Here is a 22,016-nt window from a genome sequence, read left to right as displayed (position 1 = left end):
TTGTGTGATTAAGCTCCGTATGGAATCATGGCCAACATGTCCGCCAGTTTCTCTACACCCTCTTTCAGCGGTTTGGCCACCATACCTTTGATGAACGGGTTGAGGTCGGCTCCTACCGTCAGTTTCATCTTGCATGCCGTTTCGGAAGTGGGCAACAGTTGAATCCACAGGTTGAGATGGATGGGGGAATTGACCGTTTCAAATTTGATACATTTCGGTTCCTCACGCTCAATGATGCGCAACGAAACCTCTCCCAACGGGGAAATGTTACAGCTCACGGAGTCCGTGTCGAATGTCATTTCCTGGATACGTTCGTTCAGTTGGTTCAACTTGTCTTCCGGCACCTGGCCCGACATCATGGCACGTACCGACGGGGCGTTGAACCGTTCCTTGATGACGGCCAGATTGTTCAAGTCGGCCAATTTGGCATAGACGCACGACTGCGCGTAGGGAATAGGCTTGACGTTGCTTTCAAATTGTTGTTTTGACATTTTTCCGTTTTCCTGTTGATGAGACGATTAACCGTTCCAATGGGCCGGGTCTTTTCTCCATTCGTTGAGTACTTCCACGTCGCTGGGGTCGATATAGCCGATGCGTACGGCCTCTGCGACTACGGCTTCATAATTAGTCAGGGTAATCAGTTTTACGTTAGCCGCTTTGAAAGCCTGGGCGGCCACGTCGAACCCGTAAGTGTAGGCTGCCACCATGCCGCTCACCTCGCAACCGTTGTTGCGGATGGCTTCTACGGCTTTCAGGCTGCTTCCGCCGGTAGAAATCAGGTCTTCTACGACAACGACCTTCATGCCCGGACGAAGTTCGCCTTCAATCAGGTTTTCCAGACCATGGTCTTTGGGTTTGGAGCGTACGTAAACGAACGGAAGGTTCAGCAAATCGGCTACCAATGCGCCTTGTGGGATGGCTCCTGTGGCCACGCCGGCGATAGCGTCGGCTTCGGGGAAACGCTCGGCAATGAGGCGTCCTATCTCGATTTTTACGAAATTGCGCAATTCCGGGTAAGACAATGTTTTGCGATTGTCGCAATAAAATGGGGATTTCCATCCGGAAGCCCATGTGAAAGGATTGGTCGGCTGAAGTTTGATGGCTTTGACCTTAAGCAACTTAGCTGCGAAAATCTTCTCTAATGTTTCCATAACTGTCCTAAGTTTATAATTCGTGCTGCAAAGATAGTGAAAGGTGAGCGCAGAGACAAATGAAAAGCGAAGTTTTTCAAGTTTGGCTATGCCGAGCCGCATCCTATTTTCGCGATAGCAAAGATAGTGAAGAGGGAAGACTATTCGGGGGAAAGAGAACTTTTTTCAATGTATAGATTCACGTCTGGCTCAGACCGTTCTATGGCTTTTGGGCGCTCATACGGAGACGCTTGCATCTCCGTGAAGGACAGGTGAAGGCTGTGAGGAAGAAAGTTCACCGTAATGGATTGAACCACAGTTTGTATGAAGGATGTGAACCCTTTTTTCGTTCAATCTTATTGTATGGTGTTGTATGGGTGGCGGAGGTGGCACACGGCATAAAATCGCTTGCAGCAGCACGCAAAATCGTTCTCAGCAGAATGAAAAATCATTCTCAGCCGAACGATTTTTCGTTTGGCGCAGAAAATTCGGGGCTTTTCTGGTATACAAAAATCCCTTGCCGTCCCGGGCGCGAGGCTGCGGGAGGCAAGGGAGATGAGTGGGCAAGGTTTCATTTCTTGATGAACTTGCGTGTCACGGTTTGTCCGTTGGTTACAACCTTTAACAGGTAAACACCCGAGGGGAAACTGTGGCATGGGATACGGATGTCCGTTTCCCATGTTTGTTCCGCATGTTTGCACCGTCCATCCAATCCGATGACGTAAATCTGTTTCTCACTGTGGGCCGGCATGTGGCAGGCATGAAGGTTTTCGGTCACGATGGCCGGATAGATGTGGATGGTGTTTTCGCGGGAAGAGCGGATGTCGCTTCCGGGGAATCCCACGGCGTGGAACGCACGGGTATCCCGTATCCCGGGATAGGCCACTGATTTTACCTCAATCGTGCCCTTGCCGTTTTGGGTGGCATGGAGGTACGTGTGCCCGGAAGCATCCTCTTCGATATAAGCGAATTCGCTGCCTTCGATAATGTTCCAGACGACTTGCGGGTTTGTGGCCTCTTCCGGGTAAACCTTTGCCGCCAGTTCTATGCGTTGCACTCCGGTGGCATTGTCGATATAGAGTTCGTCTTCGGGGTAGATGCGGATGCTTTCGACCGGAACGGGGAAGGATGCTTTTTCCACCGTCAAGTCCTGATGCAGTTGTGAGCCGTCGATGGTCGTGGCGCGTACGATAATCTGCCCGGCCTGAGTCCCGTGGGCGACCAACAGTCCTTGTGGGGTGACATAGGCCAGTTCTTCGCCCTGTATAATCGTCCAGTTCACGTTCTTGCACGAGGCGTTCGCCGGGTAGATGTGGGCATACAGGTGCAGGCAGGCTTGTTGTTCGTTCAATATGGCATCTTTTTCCAAATGTGTGACGGCCAGTTCTTCGGCCAACCGCAAGTTTTGGGCTTGCGCTGCGCTAGCTGTGTTCGATTGGGCAGAAGCCATGGCGAGACTGCGCTTCATCGGTTGCCATTCATCTTCGTAATAAGCACTATACGCTATGGCATAGTAAACCACGCCTTCTGGAGCTGTGAGGTCGGTGTACGACTGGGTGCTGCCGGAAACGGTAGCTATTTCGGTTAACGTTTCGGGCGAGGTGCCTCTCAGGATGCGGTAATGGTCTATGTCGCGTCCGGAGTAAGCATTCCACATCAGGTTCCAACTGCCGTTCATGCCTTTGTTGATGGTCAGGTGGACGCTTTGGTGGGGCGTACCGCTTTCCGTCGGTATGCCGAAACTGGTGTTCAGGCAGATACGGTAGCGCGAAGTGGTGACGGCCGGGTTGGAGGCCATGTCGGTGAACCCCTCGTCTGACGGTTGTGCTTCGCCAATCAAGTCGAATTGGTTGTAGTGGCTGCCCTCTTTATAGATGCAGACCGTGGAAATGTAATCCGGAAGGTTCCTGAACTTCCAGTTGATCCGGTTTTTCCCGGTCGTGGGGTCTACCGTGACCAAGGCGATCTGCGGGGCTTCCATTCCTTCGAGCACATCGATGGTACGTTCTTGGTAGATGTTTCCGCAACCATCGTCTTCCACGGTCATGCGCACTGTATAATGTCCGGTATGCGTGAATGTGGCCCGTACCTCTTTCGTATTTTCCTTCCGTTCAAAACTGATGCCATAGTGCCCGGGAGTATAAAAGTCATCGTCGTCTTGTGACTTGACGGTGAAACTTACGCTCCGGTTGGCCATGAAGATGTCGTCCGATATTTCAAAGTTGGTTTTCGTGTGGGCCAACGTGATTCCGGGCAGGGTGAATGTGGCATCCAACGGTGGATTGACATAGGTGGACACTTCGCTGCTGATGCCGTCCACGGTTACGGTAAGGGTCTTTTGTCCGGCTGTGCTCCACACCACTTCGTACGTGTGGTCATCGCTGTGGTCCAGCACGGTGGCATCGGCTCCGAAGTCCACTTGTATCTGTCGGCCTTCCGTGCCGACATACCGTATAGTGGCCGATTTGTCGCGACAGATGCGTGGCGGCAAGGACAATAACGGTTTAGGGAGGATTTCCACCGCCAAGGGGGTGGTGAAATCCGAGGTGGCGAACCATCTGTCTATGCTTTGGATCTGAATCTCATATTTGCCTACCGGTAGTGCGGATACGGGGATACGGATTTGCGTTCCCGTCAGTTCCTGCAAGGGTGAGGGCAGAGGGGCGGCCTCGTTGCTTAGCCCGTTCAACGGGGAAATGATGAATGCCCCTTCTCCGGAAGCCCCTTGTTTTTTCACGCTCAGGTTATAACGCATCTGGCAGGCCGGGGTTTCGGTGTCTTCAGCAGCGTTCCAGGATATGGTGAGATACCCGTCTTCGTCCTGCGTGGCGCGCAAGCCTTGCGGAGCGTGCGGTGGCGTATTGGAAATGCGGCTGTTGGCCGTGCTCATGTCGTCGCCGACGTTGTTCAGGAACAAGGGCTTTCCGTTGGCATCTTTTCCAAATAGCATATAGGAACTGTTGTCGTCATCGGTGGTTTGCAACTCAAACTTTCCTCCTCCGTAGTTGTACAGCCAACTGTTCAAGTTCGTGCCGACTAAATCAAGGTATCCGTTGTTGTCCAGATCGTAGAAGATGAGGTCTTTGGCTACTCCCACGGGGCCTTCCACTACTATGGGATTTTCATACTCAACCTGTCCGTTCCGGCTGAGGTAAATGTGATAGAACCGGTTATTATCACTATATTCCTCATCTATGATGATGTCTTTGACACCATCGTTGTTCAAGTCGGCAAATGTCGGAATGGTTTGGGTTTCGCGGTAATCGAAGATGATGTCGGTTGCTATCCTTTGGAACTTGAAGTTGCCTTGGTTAATGAACAGCACCAATTTGTGGCTGCTAAGGCGGCTGTTTTCGTCCCACTGCTTGCTCCAACCGGCCATGTCCATCAGGTTGTCGCCGTTGATGTCGGTATATACGAAATCCTCATCAAATTCATGGGCAGACCAATTGTCGCTCGGGAAAAAGCCTATGTTGTCGATAGGATGAGCCACGAACGTGCGCCAGTCGCCTGTATTCTCATAGATGGTATCGTTTTGGTCGGTATATCCGGATGAGTTCCTCCAATAGTAGTCGGGCAAGCCGTCGTTGTTGAAATCATAGATGGGATATTCCCAATAATAGGAAGTCACGTAAAAACCTATTTTGGGCACGAATGCATCGCCGACGGCATGGGTTACGGAGAAACGCCTGTTGCCCTGGTTGAGCATCAGGTTGTCTTTGAACTCCCTGTCTTCCCTGTTCATGCCACCGATGAAGTCCACCAAACCGTCCCGGTTGTAATCCCATGCAAAGTTCAGGGTGATGTTCAGGTTCGTGTTGTAGATGCCCGGTGCTTTTTCGAAATCCTGTTCTTTCGTGGGTTGGTACACACCGTCCTCGGCGAGCAGTTCGGGTTGCCCGTCGAGGTCGATGTCGGCAATTTGTTGTATATAGCCGTTGTTCATGGACAACGTCCTTTTGTCGAACCGGACGGCACTGACATGCAGGTCTTCCGTGCGGGGAGTGCTGGTATTGCCTTCCGCGTCGGTCACGCTCAGCGTGATGTGCTTTTGTCCCGGTTGGTCGAACACGACTTTTAGGATGCTTCCTGAAGCTTCGGAAGAGATGATGGTGCCACCGTCCAAATCCCAGTTATAACGAAGTGAGGGGTCGGCCGGGCCGTCATAACCCATGATGGCCGTGTCGGCAGTCGTGATGTCCTTGTCTGCGATGTAGAACGGGGCATGCGCCACTTCATGCCGGTAGACGGCGGCATCCGACCACGCGCTGCCTTTTCCCATGGCGTCGATGGTTTGCACAGCGATGTAATAATCTCCTTTTCGCCAGCCGGACACGTTGAGCGTCTTGTCCAAGTTGTACTCCATATTGCCCGGCATCAGGTTCAGGCGGTGTCCCTGTTCGTCGGCGCAGGCATAAAAGATGTCCCCTTTGCCCGGGGCGGTACCGATGCGCAGGGCGTAGGTCAGATCGGCGGTTGGAGTCAGGTCATCCTTTCCCGGTTGCCAGTTGATTTGCAGCATTCCGGATGCTGCATCGGACACGAGGGTCGGCATGTCCGGTTTCTCCGGGGATTGGTTGGCGGCTGTGGCTTCCTGCTTAAAAGAATAAAGGAAGCTGTTTGAGGCAGTAGGAAGCTTGTCCGTGGTGCGTTCAAAATACATGCTATGGACCAGGATGTCGCAGAAACCGTCGTTGTCGAAATCGCCGGCGTAAACTTCGGCATCGCCCTTCAATTCTTCCGGAGATTCATACTGCACGATTTGGGTGGGTATCAATGCGCCCGGCATTTCTTTGAAAAGCATGTCCTTGCTTCCTTTCAGCCAATAAAGGTCGCATTCCCATCCATTCCAGACTTTGCGGTCCGCATTCTTTTCCAAGGCCAATATGTCGTAACATCCGTCGTTGTCTACGTCGGCGCATCCGATGAAAAACAGTTGGCGGTGGAAGGTATTGTCTTCGTTGATGGTGAAATTTCCTTTTCCGTCGTTAATGGCCATTACCAGGTAGCAATATTCTCCCGTGGCTGACGAATGGCTGAAAGGCAACAGTACGTCCACATAGCCGTCGGCATTGAAGTCATAGAAATGAATGCGTTTGTCCATGGCCAGGTTGCTCATCAACGTTTGCCTTTTGATGCTCCCGTCTTTTTGGAACACCATGCTTTCCACCGTCTGGGTTTCTTCATCATAACAGATGTAGTCCATGATAAAGTCTCCGTTCAAGTCACGTGGGTATAGCCTGCCGTTTTGTGGTGCCAGAAGAAAACGGTTGTTGCCCCGGTTGAGCAATAAGGTGCCGGTGGATTCGTCAATCAGGTCTGCGTGTCCGTCCTTGTTGAAGTCCATGCTATAGAATTCCCGGTTACTGGAGAAGGTAGCGACGTGGGCTGACGGGGAGCCTCCGATAGCTACGCCCACATCGCCGCCCAAGTTGCCCAGGCCTATGCCTGAGGAGGAGGGTTGTGATTCCCAACGGTTATATACCAATGTGTCTTCTTCTGATGAAATAGGTATGATTTCGATGGGGCTGAAACTGCCGTCGGCAGCTTGGCGGTATATTTTACGGTTGTCGTGCATCAGGTCGATGCGCCCGTCGTTGTTGTAGTCGCAGGGATAGGGTGCCTCGCTGACATTATCGGGAATTTGCCATGAAGCGTCCTGTTCGGAGAGGGCGATGATTCCGCCCTCCAAATAGCGGATGTCCGGGAATGCATCGTTGTTCAGGTTGCACAGCCGGGCATGTTTCCCGTTTTCGGGTATGGAGTGTTGTTCCATAGGCATTAGTCCCGGATATTGGTAAGAATGGAAACGGAAATCCGTTCCTAAAAATTCCATCTTGCCGTCACCGTTGATGTCATAGATGTTGCTCATGGCTTCGATGGGGTGGGTCGTGTTTGTCGGTAGGATAATATGGCTGATTTGTACATTGGCGGTGGTGCCTTCCACATGTTGGGCTGTCAGATACACATTATTCCAACCTTCCTGGATTCGTCCTCCGTGTTGGGTGTCGCTGCCTGTGCCATCTTGGTTAATCGGATAGAACAGTGAAATCTTGTCCTTTTGGGTATCGATGCCACTGGCATGAAAGTATACGGTGGCATCTCCGTGATCATCCGGGGCATAGAACGAACCGACTTTAATGGTGGCTATTTCGCCTTTTTGGGCTGTGCCGGTCAGGGTATACACTCCGTTTTGTTCTACCCAACGATAGCTGTCGTCTTGTGCTTGGGCTGCCGTAACTCCCCAAAGGCCACAGAGTACAAGGAATAAGACACGGGATAGCACATGGAGAGTGCCATTGGATGTGAGAGGGGGTGCGCCGGAGAAGGCATCATGATAATGTTTTTCCATATTTATACTTTTTGTGCCTTATGCAACCCCGGAGCGGCATTTAATCAAGGAATCGTCGGCCATATACAAAAAAGCGTGGGTCGCTGTACCTGTCGCTCGTCCCACTCTTCAAGGCGTCTCGCATTGCCTCCCCGTCAAGGACGAGCAACGCAGAAGCCCACGCAGAATATGTGTACAATCCATCCCTTTGTATCCGTGCTTACGAACGGATACAACGAGGACTATATGAATACATATCCCAATGGGCATCTATCGTTGCTTTGTCATTTGACAGGGATTCAAGTTTGCGAGACTTTGAAGAGTCAAAAGAACAAAGCGTCTGATAAACGCCTTTTCCTATATGTCATCCCACCCCTCCGCTTCTGCTTGTCAGATTGCTTCAAGGTGAGGATGTGGCAAATTTACAATTTATCTCTGAATAAGGAAAACGGTTTGGTGTTTTTCTTTAAGGAAATGAGCGGCTTCCTTGCTTTTTACGAATGTCCTGCCCATGCGAGGCTGAGCACGCTGAAGCGGACGCGGCAGGCACGGGCAATGGCCTCGGCACAGGACAGCATGGTGGCTCCCGTGGTGATGACGTCGTCCACTAACAAGATATGGCGGCCTTCCAAATTCCCAGGATGCCGGACGGCAAAGATGTCCCGGACGTTCTCACGCCGTTGCCGGTGGTCCAAGGTGGTTTGGCTCGGATTGGATTTGGTACGCACCACGCTTGTCGTATCGGTGGGGATGCCGGTGGCTTCGGATATGCCCCATGCTATCCAATCGCTTTGATTATAGCCCCGTTGCCGTTCCTTTTTCCGGGACAAGGGAATGGGTACGATAAGGTCTATCCCGTTGAAAAAATTTGTGGCTTTCAGTTCCTCGGCCATCATGCGCCCCATGGTTTTCCCGACTTCGGGATGGTTATGGTATTTCAGTTCGAACAAAATGCGGCTGTGAGGAGAGTGTGGGGTGTAATGGAAAAAAGAAATTCCTTTCTCGATGGGAACCAGTCCCCAAAATATGCGGGCGATGTCGTTTTCTTCAAACGAGATGGTCCGGACACGTGGGAGGTCGGCCTGACATCGTACACAGAGCACCTCTTCACCCTGCGACATGCGCCTGCGGCAACAAAGGCAATACCGGGGGAAGAAAAAGTCCAAAAGGGCTTGTAGGTACGGCGAGAGACTATGTAAAATCCTCTTCTTCCACATGCAGGCAACGCGTAATGGCATTCATTTCAAATCCGCGGCTGAGGCCGAAGCGAATGAGTTTCCCGTTGTGCTCATAGTCGGAAGCAGCCTTCACGCTCCGGGCTTTGCTTTGCAGAAGCTTACGGAGGACACACAGGTATTCCTCTTCTTCGATTTCGGCCAGCGCCTCCCGGCAACACGTGTCGGGAATGTTTTTAAGTCGGAGGGCTTGCATGATTTTGATGCGCCCCCATTGGTTATATCTGAATTTGTCCCGTACGAAACACCGGCAGAACCGGGCTTCGTCGATGAATTTTTCCGCTTGGAGGCGTGTGAGCACTTCTTCCTGTTGCGCTGCACCGAGTCCCCATTTGTCTAGCTTCTTTTGGATGTCGGAAAGACAGTATTCCGCGCCGGAACAGCAGGCCGCAGCTTTGTTGAAGGCTTCTTGTGTGGTCAGTTCTTTCATTTTCTGCATCGTATCATTCGTTCATTGTCGTAGAAATCTTTCTTCAAAGTGACGTCTCGTAAGCCGAGGCTTTGGAACAGCCGGGTGGTTTCCCGTCCGTATGCCCTGTTGATTTCCACGTAAAGCCGTCCGCCCTCTTTCAACGTCTTTACGGCATATTCCCCTATTGCCCGATAGAAAAGCAATGGGTCATGATCCGGGACAAAGAGTGCTTGCGAAGGTTCGTAGCGCAGCACATTCTCTTCCATGTCCTCCCGTTCATGTTCGCAGATGTAGGGGGGATTGCTGACGATGATGTCCCAAAGCGGGGAATCCTGCTCTTTGGACGGAGAGTCCAGAATGTCCTGACACCGGAAATCCACGGCGGCTCCTAAACGCTCTGCATTCTTCCGGGCGATGGCAAGAGCTTGCGGGCTGATGTCGATGGCGGACACTTGTGCCTGCGGCAGTTCTTGGGACAGCGTGATGGCTATGCAGCCGCTGCCCGTCCCGATGTCCAATATGTCGGGCGATGAAAATCCGGATGCTTTTTCGTCCCGTATGATCCACTCCGTCAATTCTTCCGTCTCGGGACGCGGCACAAGAACACCCGGGGCAACGGAGAAAGTACGGCCGCAGAAATCCGTTTGTCCTAAAACATATTGTACAGGTTCTTTTTGCGACAGGCGTTTCACAATATTTTCAAGGTCCCGGCGTTCTTCTAAGGAGAAAGTCCGGTCCCGTCCCATGCAGATGTCGATTGGTGTGAGGCCGAAACGGGTCTCCAATACAAGGCGGGCTATGGCGCGTGCCTCACTGGCAGGGTAGGACATGCAGAGGCGGTCGAAGATATAATTGAAAGAAGCGTTCATCTCTGTGATGGGTTTGTCGGACAAAAATAGGCATTTTTATCGGATTGGTATATGACAACAGACGAAAAATACATGTCCCGTTGCATACAACTGGCACGCAACGGGTTTTATGGCGCAGCACCGAATCCTATGGTGGGGGCTGTCATTGTACACGACGGGAAGATTATCGGCGAGGGATACCACGTGCGTTGCGGCGGACCGCATGCCGAGGTGAACGCGGTCCGTTCTGTGCGTAATCCCGAACTGTTGAAAGAGAGTACGATATACGTAAGTCTGGAGCCTTGCTCGCATTATGGAAAGACGCCTCCTTGTGCCGATTTGATTGTGGAAAAGGGAATTCCCCGTGTCGTAGTCGGGTGTATGGATCCGTTTGCCAAAGTGGCGGGTCGGGGCATTCGGAAATTGCAGGAGGCGGGCATTGAGGTCACGGTCGGTGTGTTGGAGGCCGAGTGTCTGGCACTGAATCGTAGGTTCATTACTTTCCATACGCACCGTCGTCCTTATATTACGTTGAAGTGGGCTGAATCGGCCGATGGCTTTATGGATAGCCAGCGCACGGACTACGAGAAAGAAAAACCTTACGCATTTTCCACGCCGTACACCCGGATGTTGGTACATCGTTGTCGGGCGGAGCATCAGGCTATTTTGGTCGGGCGGCAGACAGCTTTGGCCGACAACCCTTCGCTGAATTTACGAATGTGGCCGGGTAAATCTCCTTTACGCTTGGTGATAGACCGTAGAGGCGACCTTCCCGGGCATCTTGTTCTTTTTAACGATGGGGCGGAAACGCTTGTATATCTGGATGTTTTGTCCGTTCTTCCTCCGTATGGAAAACAGACGGGAGTGACTTGCGTACGCTTGGATTTCAGTCGGGATATTTTGCCGCAAATTCTGGATGATTTATACCGTTTGTCTGTCCAATCTCTTTTGGTGGAAGGAGGGCATAGGCTGCTGGAAAGTTTCATTTCGGCCGGACTTTGGGATGAAATCAGGGTGGAACAGTCCCCGGTATTTCTAAAAGAGGGCGTCCCGTCTCCGTCATGGCCTCACGGACGGATACGGACCATAGAGGTAGAAGGCCATTTGCTGGTTCATATACTCTCGTCGCGAGGCAGTTCGGCTGTATAATCGTGTGGATGAACGCAAAAATACTTCGATTTATCGAAATTTTGCATAATTCAACGCTCTATGTTTCGTAAAAGTAAAAAATGTGCGTACTTTTGTACCTTGATAAATAATATTGTATTGATAGATTTATGAAAAAATCCATATTGTCATTGTCTTTAGCCGTGCTTTCCGTGTTATTGATATGCTCGTGTAAGGACGACGACGAGGTTGTGTTGAGTTCTGATTGTTATATTAGCAGTTTTACGTTGGGGAATGTGAAGAGGCAGATTACGACGGTGAACTCTGCCGGTCGGGATACTACTTATACCATTTCTTATAGTGCTTCTTACTTTCCTATGACGGTCAATCAGTTAGACGGGACGATAGCCAACAAAGACTCTCTTCCTGTAAACAGTGATGTGAAAGCCGTATTGGCCACTGTGGAATCTTCCGGAACCGTAGTGTACAAGAAGGTATCCGAGGGAGAGGACGCGTGGAAGGCTTATTCTACTTCGGACTCGATTGATTTTACGTCGCCTTTGACTTTCCGGGTATATTCGCCCGACTATTCGGCAAGCCGCGATTATACTTTGCAGGTGAATGTACACCAACAAGACGGAGAAGTGTTTTTCTGGGAAAAAATGGCGGAACCGGCAGCATGGTCGACTGCGGAAGCGGTAAAGACGGTGGTGTGGAAAGGATACGTATGGCTGTTCAGCCGGGAGAATGGCGGTGTGCGTGCGTTTACGACAGCTCTGGCAGACGGAAAAAGTTGGACCGAACGGACCTTGTCGGGATGTGCGGCGGCCGATGTGTCGACTTTGGTGGTATTTGGCAATGAATTGTATGTGAGCGGGGTGGACGGTACGTTGATGCGCTCGGAAGACGGACTGAATTGGAGCGTATGTGCGGCAGACCGCAGCGTACGTTTGTTGGTGGCCGACAGGACGCATCTTTATGCGCTTTCGGACGGACGTGTTTGGCGTTCGGCGGATGGCGCGTTATGGCTTGAAGAAGCTTTGGACGAAACGCCGGCTTTCTTGCCGGTACAGGATTTTGCAGCCGTCTCTTATACGCAAGAGAATGGCTTGGAGCGGACGTTGTGGATTGGCAACCGCAGCATGGACGATTATCCATCAGACGAGGCGGCCATGGTGTGGAGCCATAGTCTGGCCGCAGGGCAGGAAACGGCTGTTTGGGCTTATTTCAATGCCGCGCCGGACAACCGTTATACTTGTCCCCGTTTGCAATCCCTGAATCTCATGCGTTACGATGATGTGTTGTTGGCTTTGGGCGGTAAGTCACTGGACGGGACGGCCCATAAGGCTTTCGACAATATGTATGTGAGCCGGGATAATGGTGTGACTTGGAAAACCGACGGGGTATACGTCCTGCCCGGTGGTTTGGAAGGAAAAGATGTGTTGATGTCCGCCGCGGTGGATGCCGAATACCATGTGTGGCTTGTTGCAGGCAGCGAGGTTTGGCGCGGACGGTTGAACCAGTTGGGGTTTGAAGACCGTTGATTCAAGCGGGCAGGCTTAAATATAGATACAACGGGGATGAAGAAGGTTCTGGTAACATTGTTTTGCTTGTGGTTGGGGCTTCCTTGGGGGGGCAAGGCGCAGGACGACATTTACCGGATGGAGTTGGGCGGCGGTGTAGGCGGATGCTTTTATTTGGGCGATGCCAACAGCAAGCCGTTTGCTCATTTGGGAGCCATGGGAAGCGTTGTGGCGCGCTACATCTTCAATCCTCGTATGGCGATAAAAGGGAACCTGGCTTTGGGGCATATATCGGGTGAGACGGGGAAAGACTTCTTTCCCGAGAATGCTGGAAGCGGCGATGCTGACGGGGGGAGGCCCGGCGTGGCGCATTTCAAGCGCAATGTGATAGATTTCGGTGCCCAGTTCGAATTTAACTTCTGGGGATACGGTATCGGGCGCGGCTACGAAGGATACAGCCGTATCACTCCTTATATGTTAATCGGAGCCGGACTGACATTGGCACCCAAGCCGGTACAGGCCGATGCGGGATTCAATATCCCGGTGGGAGTCGGAGTCAAGTTTAAGGTAAGGCCCCGGTTGAATATCGGGTTCGAATGGAGCATGCGTTTTACGACAACAGACCGTTTGGATGTATCCAATATGGATGGGGTGATACTTCACGATCCGTACGGTGTGAAGAGTGGCGGTTTTAAGAACAAGGACTGCTATTCGTTTACGATGTTGTCGGTCACTTACGATCTGTTCCCTAAGTGTGTAAATTGTAATAATATAAAATATGTCTTTTAACAACGAAATAGACGCTGCGCGTGTTCCTCGCCACGTGGCCATTATTATGGATGGTAACGGGCGTTGGGCGAAAGCCAAAGGGTTGCCGCGCACGGCCGGGCACCAGGAGGGGGTGGAAACCGTGAAGAAGATTACGGAGGAAGCTGTCAGGTTAGGTGTCAAGTACTTGACTTTATATACGTTTTCCACAGAAAACTGGAATCGTCCGGTGCCCGAGATAGCGGCACTCATGGGATTGATTCTCGACCATCTTGAAGATGAGATTTTCATGAAAAACAATGTCCGTTTCCGTGTAATCGGCGATATGTCCCGTATTCCGGAAGCCGTGCGTGTGCGTTTGGAAGAATGTATGCAGCATACGGCCGCTAACGGGAAGATGACGATGGTCATCGCATTGAGCTATTCTTCCCGTTGGGAATTGGCGCAGGCCATGCGGCAAATAGCTGAAGAGGTGCAAACAGGTGTTTTGTCGCCGTCCCGGATTACGGAAGAGACCATCGAAGCCCATTTGGTTACCCGTTTTATGCCGGATCCGGATTTGCTGATTCGTACAGGCGGTGAATACCGTATCAGCAATTACCTGTTATGGCAATGTGCCTATACGGAATTTTATTTCTGTGATACCTATTGGCCGGATTTTGATGAGAAAGAGTTCCGCAAGGCGATTGCGGATTACCAGTCGCGGGAACGCCGATTTGGCAAGACCAGTGAACAAGTGGCTACAAAATAAGCAACACCGACGTATGAAAACAGTAAAGAGCATCTGCCTTACATTATTAATATTGGGTACGGGTTTTCCATCCGTGCAAGCTCAAACGGGAGAAAAACAAATCAAGCCAACCGTAGAATATTCCCGTGTGCCCCGTTCCTACACTATCGGAGGAATTTCCGTGGAGGGAGCAAAGAACTATGACGATTATATGCTTATCGGGTTGTCTGGGCTTACGGTCGGCCAGAAAGTCGATATTCCGGGGGAAGAAATAACTGATGCTGTCAAGCGTTTCTGGCGTAACGGTTTGTTCTCGAATGTTTCGATAGAAGCGGATAGCGTGGTGGAAGACAAGATTTTCCTTTGCATCAAGCTGACACAGCGTCCGCGTGTGTCGCAGATCAATTACAGCGGTGTGAAAAAGGGAGAGCGTGAAGATTTGGAAAACCGTATCGGTCTGTTGAAAGACAACCAACTCACTCCGAACATGATAGACCGTGCGAAGTTCTTGATTAAAAAGTATTTCGATGAAAAGGGATACAAGAATGCCGAAATCGAGATTTTGCAGCGGGATGATGTGGCCGCACCGGACAAGACCATCGTGGACATCCGCATCGACAAGAAAGAGAAGGTGAAGATACACTCCATTACGATCGAGGGGAATCATGCTTTGAGCACGAAGAAGATAAAAGGAACGATGTTCGTTCCGGGCGTTTTCAAGAAGACCAACGAGAAAGGACGTCCCGGCAGTTGGTTCCGTACGAAGAAATTTATTGAGGAAAAGTACAAGGAAGACAAGGAAAACCTGATTAAGAAGTATAACGAACTGGGATATCGGGATGCCGTGATTCTGGAAGACAGCGTGGTGCCTCATAATGAGAAGACGGTGGACGTGTATGTGAAGGTGGAAGAAGGCCAAAGGTACTATCTGCGCAATATTGAATGGGTCGGCAATACGATTTATCCCACGACAACATTGAACAATTTGTTGCGGATGAAGAAAGGAGACGTATACAACCAGACGAAACTGGAGGAGCGCACGTCGACCGACGAGGATGCCGTGGGTAATCTTTATTACAATAACGGATATGTGTTCTACCGGTTGGATCCGGTGGAAGTGAATATCGACGGCGACTCGATAGATTTGGAACTCCGTATCTTCGAGGGGCCGCAGGCCACGATACGCCACATCGCCATCAGTGGTAACGACCGTGTGTACGAGAGCGTGGTTCGCCGTGAGTTGCGTACCAAACCCGGTGACTTGTTCAGCAAGGAGGCTTTGGAACGTTCCTATCGTGAAATCGCTTCGATGGGGCATTTCGACCCGGAACAGATTGACCCGAAGGTCGTTCCTTCGCAGTCGGACGGTACGGTGGACATCGATTGGGGATTGGTGTCGAAGTCGAACGACCAGATAGAGTTCTCTTTAGGTTACGGGCAGACGGGTGTGATTGGAAAAATCGGCTTGAAGTTCTCGAATTTCTGTTTGGCCAATTTGTTTTCAAAAGGTGGGCTCCGCCGGGGGGTACTGCCACAGGGGAACGGCGAGACGTTTAGTATCAGCGGACAGACGAACGGGCAGTATTACCAGTCGTACAGTGTCAACTATATGAATCCGTGGTTCGGAGGCAAGCGTCCTAATGCCTTGTCGTTCTCGGCTTTCTTCTCTAAACAGACAGACGTGAGCGACAACTATTACAACTCCTCTTACTATAACAGTTACTATAATTACCTGTATGGTTATGGTACGAATGGGTATAACTATTATGAGAATTTCCTCGACCCCGATTCGTACGTGAAACTGTTCGGCTTGTCGTTGGGATGGGGTAAGCGTTTACGTTGGCCGGACGATTATTTCCAACTGTCGGCCGATCTCTCTTACCAACGGTATATTTTGAAAGATTGGAATTATTTCCTCATCGCAAATGGTTCTTGCAATAACATTGCGTTGAATCTGGCATTGTCCCGTAATTCTACGGACAATCCGATTTATCCGCGTCGAGGTTCTGAGTTTACATTATCCGTAGGATTGACGCCCCCGTATTCTTTGTTTGACAACAAGGATTACAAGAATCTCGCGAACAACTACCAAAGCGCAAGTTACGACCGTGAGATGCAGGAGAAGTACAAATGGATCGAGTATCACAAATGGAAATTCAAACTCCGCACCTACACGGCTTTGAGCAGTGCGGTGAAATGCCCGGTGTTGATGACCCGTGTGGAATTCGGGTTGTTGGGAGCTTATAACAAGTATAAGAAGTCGCCGTTTGAAACCTATTATGTCGGGGGAGACGGAATGTCCGGTTACTCTACGACGTATGCTACCGAAACTATCGGTTTGCGCGGTTACGACAACGGTTCTTTGACTCCAAGCGGATATACGGGTTATGCCTACGACCGTTTCACGTTGGAGTTGCGCTATCCGCTCATGCTGCAAGGTTCAACGAACATCTATGCGCTGACCTTCATCGAAGGCGGTAATGCGTGGTCGAGCGTGAAAGATTTCAATCCGTTCGACATGAAACGTTCAGCCGGAGTCGGTGTGCGTATATTCTTGCCGATGGTAGGTCTGTTGGGAATCGACTGGGCATACGGTTTCGATGATGTCTTCGGTTCCAAACAATATGGCGGAAGCCAGTTCCATTTCATTTTGGGACAAGAATTCTAATTTAAAAACAGAAGAAAGATGAAAAAGTTATTCACTTTGTCGTGTTTGCTCATGATAGTGGGCGCACAATCAATGGCACAGAAGTTCGCGTTGGTCGACATGGAGTATATCCTGAAGAATATCCCGGCATACGAGCGTGCCAGCGAGCAGTTGAACCAAGTCTCCAAAAAATGGCAGGCCGAGGTGGACGCATTGACGGAAGAGGCACAGGTTTTATATAAGAATTACCAAAGTGAGGCCGTCTTCCTGAGTACGGAACAGAAAACCAAGAAAGAAGAGGAAATCGTAGCCAAGGAAAAGGAGGCTGCCGAGTTGAAGAAGAAATATTTCGGTCCGGAAGGTGAGTTGTTCAAGAAACGTGAAAGCCTGATGGCTCCCATCCAGGATGAGATATACAATGCCGTAAAGGACCTTTCGGACAGTAAGGGGTATTCGTTGATTTTGGACCGTGCGTCCGATACGGGTATCATTTTTGCCTCTCCGAAGATAGATATAAGCAATGAAGTACTGGCGAAATTAGGATATTCCAACTAACATTCGTACATTTGCATGCTATATGAAAAATAATAATATAAAAAATAGACATTAAGATGAAAAAAGTGATTTTAATGGCATTGTTGCTCGTACCGATGAGCATCTTTGCACAGAAGTTTGGCCATTTCGATTCAAGTGCCATTATCCAACTCATGCCGGAATATACTACGGCGCAGACCGAAATCCAACAGCTCCAGGCTCAGTATGAGAACGACCTGAAACGTATGCAGGACGAACTGAAGAAAAAGTCTGAGGAGTACGACAAGGAGAAGGCAAACCTGTTGGACAATGTGCGTCAGCGTCGTGAGGCTGAGTTGCAGGATTTGTACAACCGCATTCAACAAAGCTATCAGGACAACCAAAAGTCTTTGCAAGAGACTTCGCAGCAGAAGATGCAGGCTATTTCCGACAAGATGTTGGGAGTTATCAAGCAGATTGGGACAGAGGGCGGCTATGTTTATATCATGGACGTTTCGGCGGGTATCCCTTATATCAGCACGACGTTGAGTACGGATGTGACGGCTGACATCAAGCAAAAGTTGGGCTTGAAATAAGCGGGATATTTTTCGTGCTTTTCGCATACAGGCTTCCCCGGTGGCATTTGCTGCCGGGGAAGCCTTTTATTTGCAAATGTGTTTTTCCGAGAAAAAAAGGCTGTTTTTTATCGGTATGAACATAAAAATGAATACCTTTGTTACGGTATAATAATATACGGTTCATGATGCGAAAAATGAATAAGTTAGTCTTGTGTCTCTCTTTTTTGTTGTTGCCTTTCGCGGTCAAGGCGCAGGCTACGCAGGGCAAATTCGGTTATCTGAGTTACAATGCCATATTTCAGGCTATGCCCGAATATGAGGTTTCCCGGCAAAAGTTGGCGGGCTTGAAGTCTAAATATGATAAGGAAGCCCAACGGAGTGAGGAAGAATTCCAACGGAAGTTTGCGGAATTCCTTCAAGGACAGAAAGAATTTCCGGAGAACATCTTGTTGAAACGTCAGCATGAACTGCAAGACCTGTTGACCAAGAGTATCCGTTTCAAGGAAGAGTCACAGAAGTTGCTCGTGCAGGCGGAAAAGGATTTGCAGGCCGACATGCTTTACTTGTTGGACGAAGCCATTCGTGCCGTAGGTGTGGAAAGAGGGTATGCCTATATTATCAATACGGACGGTAATACCTGTCCTTTTATCAATCCCGCAATGGCTGACGATGTGACGAACTATGTGAAAGAAAAGCTTCAGTTGCCCATTAGTGTCGAACCATGAAAGTTGCTTTAACTGAAAAGCCGGGGCCTATCGGAGTGTTCGACTCCGGTTACGGCGGATTGACCATCCTGCATGAGATCCGCCAGTTGATGCCGCAGTATGATTATCTTTATTTGGGGGATAATGCCCGCACACCCTACGGGACTCGTTCGTTCGAGGTCGTATATGAGTTTACGCGTGAAGCCGTGCAGAAACTCTTCGACTTAGGTTGCCATCTGGTGATATTGGCTTGCAACACGGCTTCGGCCAAAGCTTTGAAAACCATTCAGCAGAACGACCTCCCCAAAATGGAGGGGGAGACGCGTCGTGTGTTGGGTGTCATCCGTCCTACGGCAGAATGTATCGGGCAGATAACCCATAGCCGTCACGTAGGAATTTTAGCCACATCAGGTACTATCAGTTCCGGTTCCTATCCGTTGGAAATCCGGAAACTTTATCCCGACATTGCCGTGAGCGGGGAAGCCTGTCCCATGTGGGTGCCGTTAGTGGAAAATTACGAATACGATTCGCCCGGAGCCGATTATTTTGTGGAAAAGCGCATCGGCAACCTGCTCCGGAAAGACCCTGCGATAGATACCATTATTTTGGGGTGCACGCATTATCCCTTGTTGTTGAACAAGATTCTGAAATATACTCCTCGCAACGTGCGTATCGTCCCCCAGGGAGAGTACGTGGCCTACAGCCTGAAAGATTACCTGCAACGCCATACGGAAATAGAAACGTTGTGTACGCAAAGCGGCACGTGCCGCTTCCTGACCACGGAAAGTCCTGACAAATTTGTGGAGTCGGCTTCCATTTTCCTTCGTCAACATGTGGAAGCCGAGCGCGTGGTGTTGGAATAAAAAATAGTGGTGATAAGATAGATATGGGAGTTTGGTATGTTATTTAATTCGATTGAGTTTTTGTTCTTCCTCCCTCTTGTATTTACAGTGTATTGGCTTATTTTAGGGGGGGGGTAAGTGTAAGAATATTTTTATAGTTGCGGCCAGTTATGTTTTCTATGGATGGTGGGACTGGCGGTTTCTGTTCCTAATGGCGTTGACTACATTCTGTAGTTATTTCAGCGGCATTTTATTGGTAAAGTATGATACGTATCCGTTGAGGCGGAAATGGATATGTGGAGGAAATATCCTATTGAACCTTCTTATTCTGGGATATTTTAAATATTATAACTTTTTTGGAGAGAACTTTGCAGCTTTTTTCCGAATGTTGGGTTGGGAAGTAGACTGGGTGACCCGGGACATCCTTTTGCCGGTGGGCATCAGTTTCTATACGTTCCAGGCTTTGAGTTATACGATTGACGTGTATCGCCGTAAAATGTTTCCTACCCACGATGTGGTGGCCTTTTTTGCATTTATCAGTTTTTTTCCGCAGTTGGTGGCCGGTCCGATAGAAAGGGCGACCCACCTCCTTCCGCAGTTTTTAAAGCCCAGGGTATTCTCTTATGCGGCGGCAGTAGACGGGATGCGGCAGATTCTTTGGGGGCTGTTCAAGAAGATGGTCGTGGCAGATAATTGTGCCGATGCCGTGAATGAGATTTTTGCCAATTACCAGACCGCTGACGGCATGCAACTGTTCTTGGGTGCATTGTTTTTCACGTTTCAGATTTATGGCGACTTTTCGGGATATTCCGATATAGCTATCGGTACGGCACGCCTTTTCGGGGTGGATTTGATGCGTAATTTCAGCTATCCTTATTTCTCACGTGACATTGCCGAATTTTGGAGGCGTTGGCATATCTCCTTGACCACATGGTTTCGTGATTATATTTATATACCTTTGGGAGGAAGCCGTTGTGCGAGGTGGAAAGTCATGCGCAATACGGCTGTGATTTTTCTGGTCAGTGGATTCTGGCACGGGGCTAACTGGACATACGTGTGTTGGGGGGCGTACCATGCCATGCTATTCTTCCCCTTGCTTTATTTCGGGAAGAACCGTAAACATGTGGACGGTGTGGCCGAGGGGCGCATATTGCCTACGGTAAAAGAGGCCTTACAGATGCTGATGACATTCTTGCTTGTCGTTCTCGGTTGGGTGATATTCAGGGCCGAGACGATAGGGCTGGCATGGGAATATATTGCCAGGATGTTTACACATTTCACGTTCAGGCTTCCGGCCCATGGGAATGACCCGTTGATTTATATAGGCATCCTCTTATGTGTCGAGTGGTTGCAGAGGGGTAAGCAGCACGGGTTGCAAATCGGTGCCGGTGGTTGGTTTAAGTACAGGGCTGTACGTTGGTTGCTTTATTACGTGGTTTTCATTGCGACGTTCTTGTTGTCCGGGCAACAGGAAGAGTTCATTTATTTCCAATTTTAAATAATAAGAAGTCATGAAACGGTTCATTGTGAATGTATTGTTCTTTTCTTCTTTCTTATTGGCTTTGGCCATAGGCATGGAGTGCATGCTGCGCCGTGTACCGAATACTTATGCTTTCAAACGGAGTTTGATGGAAGAACAAGGGAGGCATATCAAGACCTTGGTCTTGGGCAGTTCCGTGGCAGAGTGCGGGATTGCTCCTTCTTGTTTCCCGTCCGGGACTTATAATCTGGCTGTTTCGGGTCAATGGTTGCGTTTTAACCTCCAAATGTTCGGGCAATATCAGGAATATATGCCGGAGCTTGAAAACGTGATATTGGGAGTGTGTTACCATACGTTGTGGAGTGACGATGACGTGGAGACGGATGAATGGAGTATTGTGGAGCATGGCATCTATTTGGATATCCATTTGGAAGATGATTTTTTGCCGCATAGTGAATTGTTGTCCCTCGGTGCCCGTTCATTGAGAAAATGGTCGAAGTTCTATCTGTTGCACGGGCAGACTATGCTGTGCGACTCATTGGGGCTTGACCACAGCTTCGATTTGTCGGAACGGGCTGCTGATTGGCGGGAGAAGATTGCTTCTGTGGTTGCCGGGCACAATGGCTTGGTACAGTCGGACAAGGACGGGGTGCGCTATGGCCGCAATATGGAACGGATATGCCGTTTGGCAGAGATGTGCAGGGAAAAGGGAATAAAGTTGTGGATAGTGGCACCGCCTGTGCATGAAGATTATTATGCGAGGTTGGATTCCTGTGCGTTGATCCGACTCCGTAACGGATTGTCCGAACTGTCTTCTGAATATCCTAATGTCCGTTGGTTGGATTATTTAGGTGACACGCGTTTTTCAGATGATGATTTTTATGACGGGAATCATTTGAGTGCCGATGTCGGGGCGCGGAATTTCTCCCAAATCCTTCGGGAGGATATGGGGGTATAAGCCAAAGTTACAATTCCGCCACGCGGTATCGGTTTCCATAATGTGTATGTATCTTCTGTACCCCTGCGGCTACTAGGGCTTGCGCCAGTTTGGGCAGCGTCACGCCTGCCATCGCCCCGGGTTCAAGTCTCCGCAGCCGTGCGAATATTTCGGGCAGCGAAAGCGGGCGTACCTTCTCGCCCGGCTGAGCCGCACGATAGTAGCGGCGCA

At 50.0% G+C, this 22,016-nt stretch carries 17 protein-coding genes and 1 pseudogene; 11 read left to right on the top strand and 7 right to left on the bottom strand.

The window, feature by feature from the left end:
• Positions 1-8: 8 nt before the first annotated feature.
• The 6 genes from AC5RDV_RS02430 to prmC all read right to left on the bottom strand — a co-directional run bounded on the left by AC5RDV_RS02430 (position 9) and on the right by prmC (position 9,977).
• Positions 9-491, bottom strand: a complete 483-nt coding sequence (locus AC5RDV_RS02430) for a hypothetical protein (RefSeq protein ID WP_021980742.1) — start codon at positions 489-491, stop codon at positions 9-11.
• A 27-nt stretch (positions 492-518) separates the two neighbouring features.
• Positions 519-1,151, bottom strand: a complete 633-nt coding sequence (pyrE, locus tag AC5RDV_RS02425; protein ID WP_021980741.1) for an orotate phosphoribosyltransferase — start codon at positions 1,149-1,151, stop codon at positions 519-521.
• 550 nt (positions 1,152-1,701) lie between these two features.
• Entirely contained in the window at positions 1,702-7,482 is a 5,781-nt protein-coding gene (locus AC5RDV_RS02420) for an FG-GAP-like repeat-containing protein (protein WP_270652267.1), read from the bottom strand.
• 473 nt (positions 7,483-7,955) lie between these two features.
• Positions 7,956-8,582, bottom strand: coding sequence for a ComF family protein (locus tag AC5RDV_RS02415; RefSeq protein ID WP_118145977.1), 627 nt, complete (start codon positions 8,580-8,582; stop codon positions 7,956-7,958).
• A 70-nt stretch (positions 8,583-8,652) separates the two neighbouring features.
• Entirely contained in the window at positions 8,653-9,135 is a 483-nt protein-coding gene (locus tag AC5RDV_RS02410) for a regulatory protein RecX (RefSeq protein ID WP_118145979.1), read from the bottom strand.
• Complete coding sequence (prmC, locus tag AC5RDV_RS02405; RefSeq protein ID WP_270757297.1) at positions 9,123-9,977, bottom strand: peptide chain release factor N(5)-glutamine methyltransferase; 855 nt, start codon at positions 9,975-9,977, stop codon at positions 9,123-9,125. Before prmC ends, AC5RDV_RS02410 begins: the two co-directional genes overlap by 13 nt.
• A gap of 51 nt (positions 9,978-10,028) precedes the next feature.
• On the opposite strand from prmC, the gene ribD reads away from it, so the two are divergent.
• The 11 genes and pseudogenes from ribD (at position 10,029) to AC5RDV_RS02350 (ending at position 21,806) form a co-directional block, all read left to right on the top strand.
• A complete protein-coding gene (gene ribD, locus AC5RDV_RS02400) occupies positions 10,029-11,105 on the top strand; it encodes a bifunctional diaminohydroxyphosphoribosylaminopyrimidine deaminase/5-amino-6-(5-phosphoribosylamino)uracil reductase RibD (RefSeq protein WP_118145981.1) in 1,077 nt (358 codons plus the stop codon).
• A 128-nt stretch (positions 11,106-11,233) separates the two neighbouring features.
• Positions 11,234-12,607 (top strand): DUF6242 domain-containing protein, encoded by a 1,374-nt coding sequence (locus AC5RDV_RS02395; protein ID WP_282747104.1) that lies wholly within the window; start codon positions 11,234-11,236, stop codon positions 12,605-12,607.
• 36 nt (positions 12,608-12,643) lie between these two features.
• Entirely contained in the window at positions 12,644-13,375 is a 732-nt protein-coding gene (porG, locus tag AC5RDV_RS02390) for a type IX secretion system protein PorG (RefSeq protein WP_008626371.1), read from the top strand.
• Positions 13,365-14,105 carry an isoprenyl transferase gene (locus AC5RDV_RS02385; RefSeq protein ID WP_008626370.1) on the top strand — a complete coding sequence of 247 codons (741 nt, stop codon included), beginning with the start codon at positions 13,365-13,367 and terminating at the stop codon, positions 14,103-14,105. The genes porG and AC5RDV_RS02385 overlap by 11 nt, the downstream gene beginning before the upstream one ends.
• A gap of 13 nt (positions 14,106-14,118) precedes the next feature.
• Complete coding sequence (locus AC5RDV_RS02380) at positions 14,119-16,752, top strand: BamA/OMP85 family outer membrane protein (RefSeq protein WP_282747105.1); 2,634 nt, start codon at positions 14,119-14,121, stop codon at positions 16,750-16,752.
• A gap of 18 nt (positions 16,753-16,770) precedes the next feature.
• The gene (locus AC5RDV_RS02375; protein WP_282747106.1) at positions 16,771-17,286 is read left to right on the top strand and encodes an OmpH/Skp family outer membrane protein; all 516 of its coding nucleotides are present in this window, start codon (positions 16,771-16,773) and stop codon (positions 17,284-17,286) included.
• A 56-nt stretch (positions 17,287-17,342) separates the two neighbouring features.
• Complete coding sequence (locus AC5RDV_RS02370; protein WP_008626365.1) at positions 17,343-17,840, top strand: OmpH/Skp family outer membrane protein; 498 nt, start codon at positions 17,343-17,345, stop codon at positions 17,838-17,840.
• A 176-nt stretch (positions 17,841-18,016) separates the two neighbouring features.
• Positions 18,017-18,547 carry an OmpH family outer membrane protein gene (locus tag AC5RDV_RS02365; protein WP_282747108.1) on the top strand — a complete coding sequence of 177 codons (531 nt, stop codon included), beginning with the start codon at positions 18,017-18,019 and terminating at the stop codon, positions 18,545-18,547.
• Positions 18,544-19,389 carry a glutamate racemase gene (gene murI, locus AC5RDV_RS02360; RefSeq protein WP_282747110.1) on the top strand — a complete coding sequence of 282 codons (846 nt, stop codon included), beginning with the start codon at positions 18,544-18,546 and terminating at the stop codon, positions 19,387-19,389. The genes AC5RDV_RS02365 and murI overlap by 4 nt, the downstream gene beginning before the upstream one ends.
• A 36-nt stretch (positions 19,390-19,425) precedes the next feature.
• Positions 19,426-20,866: pseudogene (locus AC5RDV_RS02355) on the top strand (MBOAT family O-acyltransferase).
• A 13-nt stretch (positions 20,867-20,879) separates the two neighbouring features.
• Positions 20,880-21,806: a hypothetical protein gene (locus tag AC5RDV_RS02350; RefSeq protein WP_130893584.1), complete on the top strand. Its 927-nt coding sequence runs from the start codon at positions 20,880-20,882 to the stop codon at positions 21,804-21,806.
• A 7-nt stretch (positions 21,807-21,813) separates the two neighbouring features.
• Here the strand turns inward: AC5RDV_RS02350 and AC5RDV_RS02345 are convergent.
• The coding region (locus AC5RDV_RS02345; RefSeq protein WP_282747112.1) for a DUF3874 domain-containing protein at positions 21,814-22,016 on the bottom strand (203 nt) is incomplete at its 5' end.

The sequence above is a fragment of the Paraprevotella sp. genome (assembly GCF_986071375.1).
This window is presented reverse-complemented; position numbering and strand designations above follow the sequence as displayed.

What these genes read in the sequence shown, in the direction of transcription:
- AC5RDV_RS02365 (WP_282747108.1), top strand. Translation starts at nt 18,017, where the DNA reads ATGAATAAGTTAGTCTTGTGTCTCTCTTTTTTGTTGTTGCCTTTCGCG.
- prmC (WP_270757297.1), bottom strand. Translation starts at nt 9,977, where the DNA reads ATGAACGCTTCTTTCAATTATATCTTCGACCGCCTCTGCATGTCCTAC.
- AC5RDV_RS02420 (WP_270652267.1), bottom strand. Translation starts at nt 7,482, where the DNA reads ATGGAAAAACATTATCATGATGCCTTCTCCGGCGCACCCCCTCTCACA.
- AC5RDV_RS02385 (WP_008626370.1), top strand. Translation starts at nt 13,365, where the DNA reads ATGTCTTTTAACAACGAAATAGACGCTGCGCGTGTTCCTCGCCACGTG.
- AC5RDV_RS02370 (WP_008626365.1), top strand. Translation starts at nt 17,343, where the DNA reads ATGAAAAAAGTGATTTTAATGGCATTGTTGCTCGTACCGATGAGCATC.
- AC5RDV_RS02430 (WP_021980742.1), bottom strand. Translation starts at nt 491, where the DNA reads ATGTCAAAACAACAATTTGAAAGCAACGTCAAGCCTATTCCCTACGCG.
- murI (WP_282747110.1), top strand. Translation starts at nt 18,544, where the DNA reads ATGAAAGTTGCTTTAACTGAAAAGCCGGGGCCTATCGGAGTGTTCGAC.
- AC5RDV_RS02375 (WP_282747106.1), top strand. Translation starts at nt 16,771, where the DNA reads ATGAAAAAGTTATTCACTTTGTCGTGTTTGCTCATGATAGTGGGCGCA.
- AC5RDV_RS02350 (WP_130893584.1), top strand. Translation starts at nt 20,880, where the DNA reads ATGAAACGGTTCATTGTGAATGTATTGTTCTTTTCTTCTTTCTTATTG.
- AC5RDV_RS02410 (WP_118145979.1), bottom strand. Translation starts at nt 9,135, where the DNA reads ATGCAGAAAATGAAAGAACTGACCACACAAGAAGCCTTCAACAAAGCT.
- ribD (WP_118145981.1), top strand. Translation starts at nt 10,029, where the DNA reads ATGACAACAGACGAAAAATACATGTCCCGTTGCATACAACTGGCACGC.
- pyrE (WP_021980741.1), bottom strand. Translation starts at nt 1,151, where the DNA reads ATGGAAACATTAGAGAAGATTTTCGCAGCTAAGTTGCTTAAGGTCAAA.
- AC5RDV_RS02415 (WP_118145977.1), bottom strand. Translation starts at nt 8,582, where the DNA reads ATGTCGCAGGGTGAAGAGGTGCTCTGTGTACGATGTCAGGCCGACCTC.
- porG (WP_008626371.1), top strand. Translation starts at nt 12,644, where the DNA reads ATGAAGAAGGTTCTGGTAACATTGTTTTGCTTGTGGTTGGGGCTTCCT.
- AC5RDV_RS02380 (WP_282747105.1), top strand. Translation starts at nt 14,119, where the DNA reads ATGAAAACAGTAAAGAGCATCTGCCTTACATTATTAATATTGGGTACG.
- AC5RDV_RS02395 (WP_282747104.1), top strand. Translation starts at nt 11,234, where the DNA reads ATGAAAAAATCCATATTGTCATTGTCTTTAGCCGTGCTTTCCGTGTTA.